At 42.4% G+C, this 15101-nt stretch carries 12 protein-coding genes and 1 pseudogene; 6 read left to right on the top strand and 7 right to left on the bottom strand.

Translation table 11 applies throughout. The features are described from left to right. The first annotated feature begins 2 nt into the window (after positions 1-2). Positions 3-1511: a conjugal transfer protein TraG N-terminal domain-containing protein gene (locus ACLJRE_RS15950; protein WP_220573955.1), complete on the top strand. Its 1509-nt coding sequence runs from the start codon at positions 3-5 to the stop codon at positions 1509-1511. A 102-nt stretch (positions 1512-1613) separates the two neighbouring features. Here ACLJRE_RS15950 and ACLJRE_RS15945 read toward each other — a convergent pair whose 3' ends face one another. Both ACLJRE_RS15945 and ACLJRE_RS15940 read right to left on the bottom strand, forming a co-directional pair. Beyond that, complete coding sequence (locus ACLJRE_RS15945; protein ID WP_410957454.1) at positions 1614-1976, bottom strand: hypothetical protein; 363 nt, start codon at positions 1974-1976, stop codon at positions 1614-1616. A 223-nt stretch (positions 1977-2199) separates the two neighbouring features. Further along, positions 2200-2559, bottom strand: coding sequence for a hypothetical protein (locus ACLJRE_RS15940; protein WP_410957453.1), 360 nt, complete (start codon positions 2557-2559; stop codon positions 2200-2202). Between the two features lie 286 nt (positions 2560-2845). Between ACLJRE_RS15940 and ACLJRE_RS15935 the strand changes: the two genes are divergently transcribed. The 3 genes from ACLJRE_RS15935 (at position 2846) to ACLJRE_RS15925 (ending at position 5549) form a co-directional block, all read left to right on the top strand. Further along, the gene (locus ACLJRE_RS15935; protein WP_140212124.1) at positions 2846-4093 is read left to right on the top strand and encodes a phosphoadenosine phosphosulfate reductase; all 1248 of its coding nucleotides are present in this window, start codon (positions 2846-2848) and stop codon (positions 4091-4093) included. Then, a complete protein-coding gene (locus ACLJRE_RS15930; protein ID WP_057521403.1) occupies positions 4078-4719 on the top strand; it encodes an IbrB-like domain-containing protein in 642 nt (213 codons plus the stop codon). Before ACLJRE_RS15935 ends, ACLJRE_RS15930 begins: the two co-directional genes overlap by 16 nt. A gap of 83 nt (positions 4720-4802) precedes the next feature. Then, positions 4803-5549: a MipA/OmpV family protein gene (locus ACLJRE_RS15925; protein WP_057521402.1), complete on the top strand. Its 747-nt coding sequence runs from the start codon at positions 4803-4805 to the stop codon at positions 5547-5549. Positions 5550-5637: 88 nt separating this feature from the next. Here ACLJRE_RS15925 and ACLJRE_RS15920 read toward each other — a convergent pair whose 3' ends face one another. Then, entirely contained in the window at positions 5638-6246 is a 609-nt protein-coding gene (locus tag ACLJRE_RS15920) for a DUF1062 domain-containing protein (protein WP_071953693.1), read from the bottom strand. A gap of 1312 nt (positions 6247-7558) precedes the next feature. On the opposite strand from ACLJRE_RS15920, the gene ACLJRE_RS15915 reads away from it, so the two are divergent. Continuing rightward, positions 7559-8479 carry an integrase domain-containing protein gene (locus tag ACLJRE_RS15915; protein ID WP_071953575.1) on the top strand — a complete coding sequence of 307 codons (921 nt, stop codon included), beginning with the start codon at positions 7559-7561 and terminating at the stop codon, positions 8477-8479. Between the two features lie 422 nt (positions 8480-8901). Here the strand turns inward: ACLJRE_RS15915 and ACLJRE_RS15910 are convergent, their stop codons facing one another. Then, the gene (locus ACLJRE_RS15910; RefSeq protein ID WP_410957452.1) at positions 8902-10842 is read right to left on the bottom strand and encodes a tetratricopeptide repeat protein; all 1941 of its coding nucleotides are present in this window, start codon (positions 10840-10842) and stop codon (positions 8902-8904) included. Positions 10843-11167: 325 nt separating this feature from the next. Further along, a pseudogene (locus ACLJRE_RS15905) lies at positions 11168-11309 on the bottom strand (arsenate reductase); the annotation flags it as partial. 329 nt (positions 11310-11638) lie between these two features. On the opposite strand from ACLJRE_RS15905, the gene ACLJRE_RS15900 reads away from it, so the two are divergent. Then, positions 11639-13903, top strand: coding sequence for a restriction endonuclease (locus ACLJRE_RS15900; RefSeq protein WP_410957451.1), 2265 nt, complete (start codon positions 11639-11641; stop codon positions 13901-13903). 143 nt (positions 13904-14046) lie between these two features. Here the strand turns inward: ACLJRE_RS15900 and ACLJRE_RS15895 are convergent, their stop codons facing one another. After that, positions 14047-14244, bottom strand: coding sequence for a hypothetical protein (locus ACLJRE_RS15895; RefSeq protein ID WP_410957450.1), 198 nt, complete (start codon positions 14242-14244; stop codon positions 14047-14049). A gap of 145 nt (positions 14245-14389) precedes the next feature. Then, a complete protein-coding gene (locus ACLJRE_RS15890; protein ID WP_410957449.1) occupies positions 14390-14992 on the bottom strand; it encodes a site-specific integrase in 603 nt (200 codons plus the stop codon). Positions 14993-15101: the final 109 nt, after the last annotated feature.

Here is a 15101-nt window from a genome sequence, read left to right as displayed (position 1 = left end):
AGATGACGACATCGAGCTATCTTGAGTACATCCTGACGATTCTGGGCTGGGTTGTTAATAACGGTTTGTGGGATGTTCTGACAGGCACAGGACTTTTTGCATTACCACTGGGCTTTAAAATCATTGGTATCTGGATCAAAACACGGGAAGAAGGGGATGATGAGGGTAATAAAGGTATCCTGTCGGCCCGACGGATGGAGCACGCTATTTACGGTGCATTTATCGTTATTATCGCCTGCTGTGTCCCCACTCAGACAGTGTCACTGACAACGCTGACGTTTGATACAACCCGTGCGAAACAGTGTGGTTTCTGGACACCGGTTAAACCCGGAGATTCAGGCTACGGTAGTGTGGTTTCAACAATGAGTGGTATGACTGCATCGGCGCCGGTGTGGTGGGCATTTATGCATATGATTTCCAAAGGCGTCACTCAGGCGGCTGTGGCAAGTTTACCCTGTCGGCCAGACCTGAGGCAGGTGCGTTTTGACGTTCAGCATACGCAGATCACCAATCCTGCTCTGGCTCAGGAATTGCAGGATTTTACCAGTGACTGTTATTCACAGGCTTTTGCGCTATGGAAGCGGCAGGATGGGGGGAGAACAACGGATATTGATGTACTCAGGGATATTGAATGGCTGGGGTCGAAATTATTCCTGAAGGATTTCTACCCGCAGTTGCATTCGAAGTTGCCCAGGTCAGCGTTCCCCTGGTCGCAAAGCCGCGATGACGGGTACGCAAATACCGGGCAGGGGGGGTATCCGACGTGTAGCGAGTGGTGGTCTCAGAACAAGACCGGCCTGAAATCCCGTGTGCTGGATACGGTAAATACCACCACGATGACACGCATGGCGGCAGCATTTAAGGGAATGGTCAGCAAAGAGGAGTACACGGAAGCGTTAATTCGACGTCTGGTCAGTCCGACAAGTCTCTCTGTGTCACAGAATGGACGTACTTATGCTGGTTATGGCGGTAATGCCGATTTTACGTTAGATAATGCTGTAAATCGCATGGCTTCGGTGATGGGGACCAGTGTGGGTGCCCTTGGAGCGTTCCCCGCATTTGATGCCATGCGCCAGGCGTTACCGATGGTTCAGGCGCTCTTATTGATGGCCATGTACGTACTAATCCCCCTGGTGCTGGTATTCGGGACGTATGAATATAAGACAGTAGTCACTCTCACTTTTGTGACGTTTGGGATGCATTTTCTTACGTTCTGGTGGGAGCTGGCGCGCTGGCTGGATAGCTGGCTTCTGGAGATCATGTATGGCTCCGACAGTCATAGCCGATGGAATGTGGCCGGTTTTCAGAATAGCGCAGATGACCTGATCATGAACTTTGTTATGGGGACAATGTTCCTGGTGTTGCCGGCAGTGTGGATGGGGGCGCTTTCCTGGGCTGGAGTGGCGATTGGAGGTGTTATCAATGAAGCTTTGAAATCTGGTTCCCACGATTCTAAAGCTGCAGGTGGTAAAGCTGGAGGGGTAATAGAGAGAACTATTAGCAAAAGTTAGCTAGCATAAGGGCACTGGAAGAAAAAACGGTGCCTTTACTATTTATAAATTATTATCGTATCTAGCTACCCATTAAAAGTGAGTCGCCGCTCAAATACCCTGCTAATCATCATCACGTTCATACATTTCTTTTTCCCAAGAAAATTGTTCATAGTTATTTTTTTCCCAAGAAAATTTTTCATAATTGGCTTTGTATGAAGGATCAGAAATTAGATTTCTTGATATCACCGGAGAAAGCAGAATAAGCGCGAAGATAAGCAGGCTTATACCCACGAAAAGCAGTGAGCCAAAAATCACCGCAGCAATAAGAATCCCTGTTAGGGTAGTCACCGGGAGATGTCCAGTCCATGCAGGCAGTCTATGCTTTCTGGCTTTTTGAACGCAAAACTGGTCGAGTGCAATCAGCTTTGACTTAGCTCTTTTATAAAGCCTTGCGGCCCGGGCACCGCGTGCTTGTGTGTTCATATGCTGTGCTCCTGAGTGTGGGTATCTTCATAACCTCAGCATCTCAATTGGCGAAGAAAACATCAAGTTCATTGTGACGATCAATGTGGGGTTATTGATTGGTTTAACAATTGTTGGCCGAATACAGAATGAACATAAACTTGTAACTTCTGAGGGTTGTGTTTACAGATTAGCGAATCAGTAGCACCACCAATCAGGCGATTTAGTTTTGTTTAGTAAATTATTAAATTTTTCTTTTTAAAGCCGAACGTTTATTTGTCAGTTCACGCATTTTACTATCATAATCCTGTGCGGTCATGTTCCCTTTTTTCGTTCGTAACAACCCTATTTCAAGATCTATTTTCATAATTTCTTGATTTATCTTCTGTTTCTCGGCGATGGATTCTGTGATTTTTTCACTTACAGATTTACGTGAACTAGAATCTGAATCATTACAATCCTTGTCGCGGGGTAACTTTGAACTCATTTGTGTGCCTTTTGTCACAGAATTATCACTGAAACAAGGAGAGGCTGAGACATTAAAAGCCACAAGGGGAAATATTAAAGCTGGAATTACCCTAAACCTGTAAATACTTCTACACATAACTTATCCTTAAGAATTTCTTATGTATGTAATAGTTATTACAATTTCAGACGATAACGATAATACACCTGTTATAATTAATATTATAGTATTTGGAATCATCCTTGTGCATATATTAAATGGCATACTGGAAACTCTGGTTTCCATTCTTTACATTCCCGTTTTCGGGGCACAGATCAAATATAATTAAGAAAGCACATTTTAATATTGTCATCTCACTAACAACTGAATTAATGCTTAGCAGGATAATTATTCAACATAACAGGGAGATGGTTTTCAGACACTCATGTCAGATAACGTCATTATGCAACGTAATCAAATACAGAAGATCAGAACCGGGGAGGATGTGCTGTCTGCGGTTACAGGCCGTGTGGAGTGGATATTTGATACCTTTTCTCAGGTTTGTCTGTCTTTTTCAGGTGGAAAAGACTCCACCGTTCTGTTTCATATCGCCGCCACAATAGCCCGCAGGAAACACCGGCGTTTCTCAGTTTTGTTTATTGACTGGGAAGCCCAGTATCACTGCACGATTGAACATGTGCAGAAAATGCAGGATCTGTACCGGGATGTCACCGAGACGTTTTTCTGGGTGGCGCTTCCGCTGACGACGGTAAATGGTGTTTCACAGTTTCAGCCGGAATGGGTCTGCTGGGAGCCCGATGTGGAGTGGGTGCGTCAGCCACCGACAGATGCCATTACTGATACGGCGTATTTTCCTTTTTACCGTTACGCCATGACATTTGAAGAGTTTGTCCCGGCGTTTTCGACATGGTTCACGGGCAATCAGTGTGGAGTGGCCATACTGACTGGCGTTCGTGCAGATGAATCCCTTAACAGGTTTATAGGCCTCACCAGCCAGCGAAAGCTTCGTTATGCCGATGACAAACCCTGGACCACCGCCTCTCCCGAGGGGTTTTATTACACGATGTGTCCTCTGTATGACTGGAAAGCCCGGGACATCTGGATTTACCATGCCCGCACCGGCGCCATTTACAACCCGCTGTATGACCTGATGTACAGAGCCGGCGTTCCCCTGCGGAATATGCGGGTCTGTGAACCTTTTGGCCCCGAACAGCGCCGTGGTCTGTGGCTTTATCATGTACTGGAGCCTGAGACCTGGGCGCGAATGTGTGCCCGCGTCTCCGGCGCGGCCAGCGGGGCCATTTATGCTAATGAAAGTGGCGCTTATTTTGCCCTGCGCAAACGCATCTCCAGACCAGCACATCATACCTGGCGCAGCTATGCCATGTTTCTTCTTGATGTCATGCCACAAAAAACAGCCGAGCATTACCGGAACAAGATAGCGGTATACCTGCGCTGGTATCAGACGCACGGTTATCCGGAAGATATTCCGGATGAACAGGAGAATGACCTGGGCAGCAGGGATATTCCCTCATGGCGGAGAATATGCAAGACACTGATTAAAAATGACTTCTGGTGCCGGACCTTATCATTCAGTCCGAATAAGCCCCGGCATTACGAACGTTACCAGGAGCGTATGAAACAAAGGAGGAAGGAATGGGGGATATTGTAACCAGGGAACAGGTGGTCAGTCTCATTACCCGGTATTTCAGTCAGCAGATTTCAGATGACGAAAAAGTGGCGGCCCTCAATCATTTTCGCCAGACACTTCATGAACTCAGTCCCTTTTCCCGGGAGCCTGTGGACCTGGTGTTGTGGGTGAAAGCCGGCGAAGTGGTGGCCAACGATTACAATCCCAATGTTATGGCTGCCGGAGAGAAAAAATTGCTGCAGCACTCACTGCAGGAGGACGGTTTTACCCAGCCCGTCGTGGTATCTGAAGAGAAAGGGCAATACCTGGTCGTGGATGGTTTTCACCGGCAGTTGCTGGGCAGACGCGAGTCAGGAGCAGGAAAACGCCTGAAAGGCTGGCTGCCCGTCACCTGTATCAATCCCGAACGAAAGGGGCAGGCGGAACGAATTGCCTCCACGATCAGGCATAACCGCGCCCGGGGGAAGCATCAGATAGCGTCGATGTCAGATATCGTCAGAGACCTTGCCCGTCTCGGATGGGCAGATGAACGTATTGGCAAGGAGCTGGGAATGGACAGGGATGAAGTTCTTCGTCTGAAACAGATAAGTGGACTGACTGAATTATTTGAAGAAGAAGATTTCAGCCCGGCCTGGACGGTTCGCTGAAGTGGACAGCAGCTTATCGCAAATAAAACTATTCCGGGCGGTGACATATCGTCCGTTAATTCTGTAATTAAGGATGATGTGTCATGTATAAAATCAGTACATTAACCGCAATCTTGTTGATTTCAGTTTCCTCTGGCGTAGTTCAGGCTAAAAGTAACTTTACGCTCGGGGCGGGGGTAGGTGTGGTTGAACACCCTTACAAAGATTACGATACCGATATTTATCCTGTTCCGGTTATCGACTATGAGAGTGAACATTTCTGGTTCAGCGGATTAGAGGGGGGTTATTACCTGTGGAACGATGAAACGGATAAACTGTCGATCATGGCGTACTGGTCTCCGGTTTATTTTAAGCCTGGGGACAGTAATGATCGCCAGCTGCGCCATCTCGACAAGCGAAACAGTACCATGATGGCCGGGATGACTTACGTTCATAATACCCAGTCAGGTTTTCTGCGTACTACCCTGGCGGGAGATACTCTTGATAAAAGTAATGGTATCGTCTGGGATCTGGCGTGGCTATATAGCTACTCCACAGGGAGACTGACTTTAACTCCGGGAATTGGGTTTGAGTGGAACAGCAAGAATCAGAACAAATATTATTATGGTATTTCCCGTAAGGAATCCACTCGTAGCGGGCTACGTAATTACAACCCTAATGACAGCTGGAGCCCATATCTGGAAATGAGTGCAAACTATAACTTTCTGGGAAACTGGAATGTATATGGTTTGGCACGTTATACACGTCTGTCTGACGAAATTACCGACAGCCCGATGGTCAATAAATCCTGGAGTGGCCTGATTTCTACCGGTATAACCTATGAGTTTTGATTTAATTTTACTTGTGTAACATCTCAGAATATAAACAGGGGGCATCCTGCCCCCTGTTCTCCCGGTTATAAAAGCAGGTTAAAAGTTTTTAAGCCTGCATCCACTTAATTCTGCGTCTGGCATAGAATGTTTCCTCCGTTATCTCAAGACAATATTCAGTCTGCCTCAACTTTCTCGATTTAAGCATTTTTGCCGTAACGCCAGTTATTTGCCCGGAGTCTATTCGCCTCCTGATATCTGCCGAACTCAGCATAAGTTGTTTTTTCAGTATGGACAGCAGGCTTACCTGGAAAGAGTGGGTTAACCTGATTCGGACACATATCTGATATTGCCTCGTTAAACTGGGCTGACAGCGCTCCTGAATACGGAAATCAGGTTGACCTGATAGTTCTGCATTGTTTTGCTTCAGAACAGCAGTGTCATAGGCAAAATGCCTGATTGTGGATTCATCGTTTGTCATCAGCCGGTGATGAAGTTCCTGATTTATTTTGCTTACAGGAAGGCGGGAATACAGCGCTATATTCCAGGTGTAATCGCAGTGAGTACATTTATAGATACTCCATACGTCCAGCATTTTCTTTTGTGAATTAACCCTGAATGCACCTGAAGGCGTGAAGTCTCGTTTTACATTGCATGACGGACAGCGTTTTGCGATGTGCTGATACCCCACAGGAGTGACAGTCCATGTTACTTTCATAATTAACCTTTTTTTACCCATACAAAACCGGATCCGTATGGAACGGACCATAGAGATTTGTGTATGAAAAATAATCAGAAGATATTTTTCAGTGGGTTAAAAAAAGATTTCCAACACTACCATCCTGTCAACGACTGAAGCGATACGATCAGACTATCAAAGAAGTCTTCTTCAGATATATGCGTTGAATCAATATTGGCGCCGTCACCCGCAGGCTTGCCTTTGATGAAGTGGAATATGATGTTTAGCCTTTTAAGCAGGGGGAGTTGTATTGATCAACGTGGCATCAATGATCTACTATACGAACGTTGTAATGGTGCATTAGCTGCACCCACCAATGCCCCGGTGATCTGAGAGGGGCGCCTTCGGGTGATCACAACACCAATGTTCCGGCAATCTGAGAGGGACGCCTTCGGGTGATTGCATACCAATGTCACCGTAGCCTGAGAGGTGGCGCCTTCGGGTGGTACAGCCCTTTAATCTTTGGAAACGGCTGTCGTGTACTTCTGCGACGAAGATATTTTTACTACGTGTAAGTACCGTTTTTCGGTATCAGATTTTTGACCTGTCTTCACGAACAGTGGACGATCGCTTCTTCTTTCTACGGTTTTATACCGTATCTTTTAGTACTCACTTCTTAAGCCTCCGTGCTCAGACAACCTTTGCATGTACGGGTATGCCAGCCATTTGGCGCGACGAACGTCGCAACATTTGGGGCATCTTCCGGACGATGCATTGGACAGTTTGAGTATACGCGGCGTCACTTGCGTTCGAGTAAAACGAGAACCAAGTGACGCCGCAAGGCGTAAAACATCTTCAGCACGTATTTCCTGATCTTCCGAACAGTTTAAAAAGTGTATTCGTTCGTGAAACCAGTTTGAGGAATGTGTTGAAAAAACGTTTTCTACAACGCCCGTCGCGTCCGTTTTCCACGGACGGCCGCTCAGGGCCCGTGTTTAACCCGTTGTTAAGGTTTCATCTGTGAAGCTTAACATAATGATTAATGGAGGTTTTATCGTCATGATATTGAGGCGTCAGTAATTACTGACGGGGAGTTAAATTCGCCGTACTGCGTACTGGTTGAACTCCTGCAAAAACTCAACATAGCGCTACCCTGCTACACAATATCAGACGAGTCAGGAAGACGAACGCACCGACACGCAGGGAACGTCTGTGATGACGAAAAACTAATATTTCCAGCTGGTTATGACAGTTCATTTCATGAGTGAGAACTACCGACAAGTGTTCTGACTGATGGGATGCGCTGAGGGATTAGTGTGTCTTTTTTCACCAGTGTCATACAGGGGGCAATATGGCAGGGAAAACAGCTCGTTCAAAAGTGGAGAAATTCCGTCGCGATTTTGTGACCTTAGCCCGGGATGCCGGCAGGGCATACGCGACGGCTGCAGACAGCATGCGTATCGCGAAATACTTTCTGAACTACCTTCGTGATAACGGTATTAAGCTACGTCATACTGACAGTATTAAAACACGTCATGTCACCGGATATCTCCAGTTCAGAAAATCACAGGGGATTTCCGTGCGGACAATTCAGAATGAGCGGGCTGCTATTCGTGGCGTTTTGAATAAGGCGGGACGTTATAAGCTGGCAGACCCGAATAATCCGCTCCTGAGTAATAAGGCTCTTGGATTAGAAAAAAGTAGCAGGTCGGGAACAAAATTACCGTTAAGCCCGGAAGAATTTAAAAAGGCATTTAAGGAGGTTGAGAAAAGCAACCGGGGGGTTGCAGCAACAATGTTACTTTCTTATACGCTGGGTTTAAGAACTAAAGAGGCAGTGGAGTCCTGTAAATCCGTGATGACATGGAAACGTGCTCTTGAGTCAGGGGAACATTCAGTTCGTGTAATTTTTGGTACGAAAGGAGGAAGAGGACGAAATACGCTGATTGTTGATAAGGACGCTTTAAGGCAGGCAATAAATTATGCTGAAAAAGTAATGAAGGAAAATAACGGTAAATTGATTGATCGTCCTGATATTCGTAAGGCGATTGATACCTACCGTTATCATGTCAGACGTGCGGGTCTGACAGGTGAAAAAGCACCTCACAGTATGCGTTATCATTTTTCACAGGAAGCTCGGGAATATTATGAGAAGAATGGTTTTTCTGGTAAGGAAATATATGCTCAGGTGTCAATGGATTTAGGTCATGGAGACGGAAGAGGGAGATATGTAAAACAGGTTTATTTCAGAGATGGTACTGAAGATGAGTAACTCATGTTCAGTCGATGAGGCAGGGAATGTTTTTTAGGGATTTGCTGATTCTAATGAGGGTTTACATTAATTGTATTAGCTCAGACTTGATCTGACGGTTTTCACTGGTAGCACACAATCAAATCTGACAGTCTGCTTTGAGCGAGGAGCGGAAGTCCGTTTTCAGGTAACATAATCCATATGCAAGTGGATCTCTAAAAGAGAATGGGGTATCTAAGCGGGATACTTACATTAGCACAAAGCCGTCTGCAAGACGCGCAAAATGACTGCTATGAGCTGTATCCTGCATAATCGTGCCATTAACATTTAGAGGTCATATGCATTCAAATCTAAGTATATTTTTCTGTAGCAACGAGCCTATGTCCCATATTCATGATTGTTTCTATGAATTACGACTCTAGGCTCGATGCTAATAAAGGAAATCAATTTAAAATAAATGGAATATCCTTTCGAAGTTTATGCGAAAGCTCATGCTCGGGATAATACGCTACTGCCAGCTTCCAGACACGACTTGCTTCATCATAATTTCTCGAATTCCAGTAAAGGCCTCCAAGATTGAACAATGCCAATTCGTTTTTCTTATTTATTGATAAGCATTTTTCATAAGAATCGATTGCCTCTTGAATATATCCTTGAAATTCGTAGGCAACAGCAACCTGGAACCAGCTAAAATCATCAGGTTGAATTTTTTCAGCTTGCTCAACCAAAATAGGCAAGCTTTCTTGGAAGCGACCAAGATGATTCAGAGCTACCCCAAGACAATATCCATATTCGCCACCCGCAATTTCATATGCTTTACGGAAGTGTATCTCTGCATCTTCCCACTCGTCTTCATCTTGTGCCCAATGGCCTATACGATCCCACAGGAAAGCACTATCTTCATTACTAACATTATTTATTCGCAGTTCAAACTCCTTCTTAAAATCATGGTACGAATATTTAGTTAAATTATCATTAACTCTTAAGTAATTTTTCGCCAATAGAATTTCTCTAGAGGCATCAGGGTGATTAGGATAGAATTCTAAAAAGCGAGCCCAAAAAGGCAAGCTAAGCTTAGCAGATGCAGTCGAAGCTCGACAGAACGCTGCAACTAGCATTAAGCACCATTTCCATAAGTCCTCTTTATTATCATTACGAGTTAATAGATTATTAATCTCTCTATATGCCGAACGATAATCCCCCATATTGAAAAGAGTGTTTATTCTCCATTTTTCAACATAAATTAGTTTATACTGGTAATTTCTTGGAAAAAACACTCTGTCTAAATATTCTAATGCTAATTCATAATTACCCCTACGATTATGAATTATTCCCAAAGCTAAATTAGCTTCACTTAAGTTTGGTTCTAACTCAAGTGCCTTCTTATAGCATTCATATGCTTCATTTTCATTCCCTAGCCTTGAGTAACTACTCCCCATATTTTTGTAGCATTGCGCAGCTAATTTCTCTGCTTCGATTATATGCTCAAGAGCAGCCTTATACTCTTGAATAGCTTCTTTGTCCCTGTCAAGAGCCGTAAACCCATTACCTATTGAATAATATAAACTTCCCTTTGTTATCTTACCCTCTTCCAATCTATCTCTAAGATATTGTATACCATTTATAACCCTTTCTTCATTGCCATTAACTCTATCCATAGCTTTATTAATTTCCGACATATATGGAATGATCATCGCCGGATGGTCAGGGCCGAAAATAGCCAAAAACTCATGAAAATTAGCACTTATTACATCATCATGATTATTTTCATACAATGAATTAAGCAATTCATGAGCTAATTTTTTATCTTCTGGTATATGTATCTTCGGTATGACTCTATTAATAACATCGCTAACATTTGAAATATTATTTGTTATCAACTCGATTCGAGCATTACGGTCACTCATGGCATTAAATCTAGCCACTTCTGCAATTTCATGCAAACGTGAGTCAGAAATATCCTCAATAAAATTTACAGTGAGTGTTTCTTGCTCAATCCATTGCTTTTCAGACTGTTCATAGCTTCGAATTACGCTTTCAGCGAATGTTATTTTTAGACTATTACTTGGGGCATGGAAGCACACATAAAAAGAATAGGGGTGCATTAACAGATAATTCAGGTTAGCTCTATTAACAGATATACTGACCGATCCATCATTATTCAGTTCTTGCTCAGTACCTTTTAGTTGGACAAACAATCTAATATTAGTTGCTTGACCATTTGTTGTGATTTCGAGTTGATAGTCTACGCCGTAATCATTTATATCCTGACTTTGAATAAAAAAATCATTTGAATCTCTAAGAAAGTTTTCAAAAGCTGATATCGCAAGTCTTTCAATCCTGCGATTTCTATCTCTTTTGGGGAAATCATTTAAATGATGCATTTTGTGTCCCTGTATACTGTGTGCTGAGATATCATCCCCCTATTAAACTCGATTTCAGTATTTTGGCAACAATTTGAAGCAACTGTAACTTAGAGTGCGTAAACTTAAGAATCTCCGATGGAGATAGTAGCGGGCGACAACTTTTGACAACTCACTCCCATCACCAACCAACTAACTGGCTTGCTCCGCTTTGATAGGTATAGTTATGTCAACTTTGTCTGCTCCTGGCACGAAGCGGATGTTACCTGAGCTAAAGGGCCGCTATGAGCGAAAACCGGACGCCCACATAGTGTAAACAGGCGTCCGATATTCTGAAGTGGGCAGATTACTTAACCCGCTTCCCCGTTTCGTCAATGACCTTCTCGCCATCCTCTTTGGTAAACGCTCCTTTCTGACCTTCCGTTAGAATATCCAGTACTATATTCTGAAGGGCGGCAAAGACGAGTGCCAAGCGGCGCAACGACTAATGCAGGTCTGCGGAGGTACAGAGTCATTCAATGCAGTGAACCAGTGACCTGTCCACCTTTGCGCGCGCTTGCTCCCCCGCCTCGCCTGCGCACATTACTACCCCATTTTTGTGCTCTTTCTGAAAGGCAGCAAAGCTGCGCCATATACGACGCGGCACAACTTTTAGTTACCTTAAAAAATTGTGCAATTTTGCGCAAAATCATGCACTAAATCACAATTTAATCCTTATGAACTCTATGAATATAACAATCTATCATCATTCCACTTTTTTTTGATTTTTCCACCATGTAACATTGCTTTCATTTTCAGCCACTTATTAAGAACTCCAATGACAAACTATGATTTTAGAGCACTCAATAATGAAGAGTTTGAAAGACTAGCTACGGACCTCTTAAGTAAGAGAGAAAATCTGCTTATTGAGCGTTTTAAATCAGGAAAAGATGGTGGGATTGATGGTCGTTTTTATCACTCTGGCGAAGTAATAATCCAAGTTAAACACTATGTTAAAACTGGTTATAGTGGATTATTAAGTAAACTTAAAAGCGAAGAAGTTGCAAAAGTTAAAAACTTAAAACCTAATCGATACATTTTCATCACAAGCGTTGGTTTATCCCCTGCTAATAAAAAAGAAATCTTCGATTTATTTAACCCTTACATTCTAAGCAATAATGACATCATTGGTCCTGAGCATCTCAATGATCTTTTAGCACTTTACCCCGAAACAGAACGGAACCATTACAAACTTTGGCTTTCCAGTACAAATTTTTTAATGAGCCTGCTAAATAATGCTGCAATTCAAAATAGTAACTTTCTGATTGAAGATGCGAGAAAAGAATCATACAAATTCATCGAAACCAAGCAATTACAAAAAGCTTTAGAGATTTTAGATGAAAACAAAGTTGTAATCATCACTGGTTTACCTGGCGTTGGTAAAACCACTCTTGCAAAACAAGTGATGCTCATGCATTGTAATCGCGACTATGAAATTTACCACATTGAAGGATCAATTTCAGAAATAGAATCTATATATTTAAAAGAGAGAAAGCAATTTTTCTATTTTGATGATTTTCTCGGCGCTACTCTTTTAGAGATTTTCACTAGAAACTCTGATTCTAAAATCGTTCAGTTTATTAAAAAAATCATTACCGACAAAAACAAAAAGATGATTTTGACGTCAAGAACCAACATATTAAACAGAGCTAAAAATCTCAGTGAGATATTTAATATAGAAAAAATTGAAAAAAAAGAAATTGAGATAAATGTATCAGATCTTACTGATATAGAAAAGGCTGATATACTTTACAATCATGTTTGGCATAGTTCATTACCACAGGAGTACATTGACACTTTTTATGATAATCGTAATTATTGGAAAATAATACATCATCCAAACTTTAACCCACGACTTATATCGTTTATTACAGATAGCGACAGAATATCAGGAATCGATAGTTCGAATTTTTGGTCGTATATCGAAAATTCATTAGACAATCCAGAAATGATCTGGTCGCACTGTTTCAATAATCAAACACGTGAGGAAGTCATTGATCTAGTTTGCTTGGTTGTTTTTAATGCTAATAACATGGAAGAACGGGAGTGTAAAAATGCATTAAAGCGTGTTTTCAATATCAAATATAAAAATAACTTTCACTCCAAAGTAAATAAAATAGATGAATACATAAAAGAGTCAATAAAATCAACACTTAATAGAAGTCTGACACAGCTAAATAAAAATGTAATGATAAGATTGACACCATTCAACCCATCAGTGTCTGACTATATCATCAATCGCTATGCTACTGATGAAACCTCTCTTGCACTTTACTTTTCAGCCCTTAAGACAAATCAATCAATTAACACTTTATTCTCTTTGCACAGCAATAGGAAAATCAATGCTGATGTATTTATTTCAGTGCTTGAGTCAGTACTCAATGCTGTTGATCTTAAATGCTTAAATGATTACTCAATTCATCTCCTTCATTCGATCATACATTCCAATTTAATCTCCACCAATAAAAATAGAATGGTGTACCCAAGCTTATTTTTAAACATTGAAGAAGAATATCTCACTTACGATTACGAAGTTGGGGAGTGCGTGTTATGGGCTGTAAAAAATGCTCCAAGTCTATTTTCAGATCAATTCATCTCTGACTTTATAAATTATGCCATGAGGTCTAGTTGGAGATATACACTCAATCATGACGATTACCTCCCCTTAGCACACTTAATCAATCTTCGACCTGCAATAAAAGGAGAGGAAGTTACTCATGAACTAATGGAACATATCAAAGAATATTGGCATGAAAATTATGACGAACATTTATCTGGAACAGGGAAAATTCAATCATTAGATTATGACGAAAGATCTAAAGCTGATGACATTGCATATGACATGCTACATGATTTAATTAATGAATACGATTTGCCCTTTGAGGACAATGAAATTGAATATATGTATAGTAAAGTCGATGCGTCTACACACCTCTATGACTCTTACGATTATGATGAGGATGAAAGAGATCACTTCCATAGCCACAGAGATGAAAAAGAACATAGCGAAAGCTATATAAACGATTTATTTCAAAAACATTAACTAATTTCATAACTCACCCTTTTGGCCACACATGAAAAATATTATTGCATAAATGCGAAGACCACCGGAGGCCAGCCGGTGGTTTGCTGTTGATACATCAGAATGCACAGATGAATAGTTCAAAATTGATTTTTCATAAGATTTCATTGTGCTGCATCATCAACTCCCTTTTCCAAAAGTCCCATTTGGATCACACAAAAATCAACAACCACCCCAACCATTTTGGTGTCTCTTTCATAGTCCTGCCGCAACGCTGCCCTGCTGTAACGCAGCTTTTGGCCCTTATATTCCCAATCCCAGAGCATTGTTAGAATTGGACCGTTCCTTTCAAAATCGCACACGCGCTTCCGGTTTAACTTTTCTGGCCTTCATCGTAAGTTGCCCTTTAATTGCCACATCCACCTGACCTGCCCCTACCGCTTAGTACGTTCCGAACTTAGCAATGTCCGCTTCTGGCACAGGGCTGCTGTTGCAGCCCTGACAACCTTAGACTTCAATCGATTCAGATATCTCTAACGCATCATCGACTTCGATGCCCAGATAACGGACTGTGCTTTCCAGTTTCTTATGGCCCAACAGAATTTGTATCACCCGGAGACTCTTGGTTTTCTTGTATATCAAGTAAGGTTTTGTTCTTCTCATGGAATGTGTGCTGTAAAGCGAAGCTTCGAGACCAAGCTTTTCTACCCACCCATGAAAAATTCGGCTGTATTGTCGGGTTGATATGTGCCGGTTAGTTCCGATCCGAGACCGAAACAAGAAGTCTTTACTGTGCAAATTGCCAAGCTTTATCAATGCAGCAACAGCTTCTCTTGTCCCTTTGGTTATCTCAAATTGCACAGGGCTACCGGTTTTCTGTTGCAGCACCGTAGCTCTGCTTGAAACCGAGCTACCATATGCAACATCAGATACTTTGAGGCTCACCAGATCGCAGCCTCGTAGCTTACTGTCTAAGGCCATATTGAACAGAGCTAAATCACGCGTTTTACCTTCCAGTTCAAGCCGGATTCGAATCCCCCAGATATGAGATATCTGAAGTGGTCTTTTTTGGCCTATGATACGGTCTTTATTCCACGGTGACGTGTTCATACTCAAATCTCCTGCAATGTGGGAGATTTGAGTATGGTTGTCCTTTATGAGCGAACAGCGGACCTTTGTTTGATTGAAGTGTTTCCTCTCAGCTGAGTCAGCGTGTATA

The organism is Salmonella sp. SAL04157, from assembly GCF_046551635.1.
GTDB classification, from domain to species: domain Bacteria; phylum Pseudomonadota; class Gammaproteobacteria; order Enterobacterales; family Enterobacteriaceae; genus Salmonella; species Salmonella enterica.
Note: the sequence above shows the minus strand (reverse complement) of the source record. Positions and strands in the feature narration are given on the sequence as shown.

Bases quoted from the DNA above. Each gene is read 5' to 3' on its own strand.
- ACLJRE_RS15950 (WP_220573955.1), top strand. From the start codon at position 3: ATGACGACATCGAGCTATCTTGAGTACATCCTGACGATTCTGGGCTGG.
- ACLJRE_RS15945 (WP_410957454.1), bottom strand. From the start codon at position 1,976: ATGAACACACAAGCACGCGGTGCCCGGGCCGCAAGGCTTTATAAAAGA.
- ACLJRE_RS15940 (WP_410957453.1), bottom strand. From the start codon at position 2,559: ATGTGTAGAAGTATTTACAGGTTTAGGGTAATTCCAGCTTTAATATTT.
- ACLJRE_RS15935 (WP_140212124.1), top strand. From the start codon at position 2,846: ATGTCAGATAACGTCATTATGCAACGTAATCAAATACAGAAGATCAGA.
- ACLJRE_RS15930 (WP_057521403.1), top strand. From the start codon at position 4,078: ATGGGGGATATTGTAACCAGGGAACAGGTGGTCAGTCTCATTACCCGG.
- ACLJRE_RS15925 (WP_057521402.1), top strand. From the start codon at position 4,803: ATGTATAAAATCAGTACATTAACCGCAATCTTGTTGATTTCAGTTTCC.
- ACLJRE_RS15920 (WP_071953693.1), bottom strand. From the start codon at position 6,246: ATGAAAGTAACATGGACTGTCACTCCTGTGGGGTATCAGCACATCGCA.
- ACLJRE_RS15915 (WP_071953575.1), top strand. From the start codon at position 7,559: ATGGCAGGGAAAACAGCTCGTTCAAAAGTGGAGAAATTCCGTCGCGAT.
- ACLJRE_RS15910 (WP_410957452.1), bottom strand. From the start codon at position 10,842: ATGCATCATTTAAATGATTTCCCCAAAAGAGATAGAAATCGCAGGATT.
- ACLJRE_RS15900 (WP_410957451.1), top strand. From the start codon at position 11,639: ATGACAAACTATGATTTTAGAGCACTCAATAATGAAGAGTTTGAAAGA.
- ACLJRE_RS15890 (WP_410957449.1), bottom strand. From the start codon at position 14,992: ATGAACACGTCACCGTGGAATAAAGACCGTATCATAGGCCAAAAAAGA.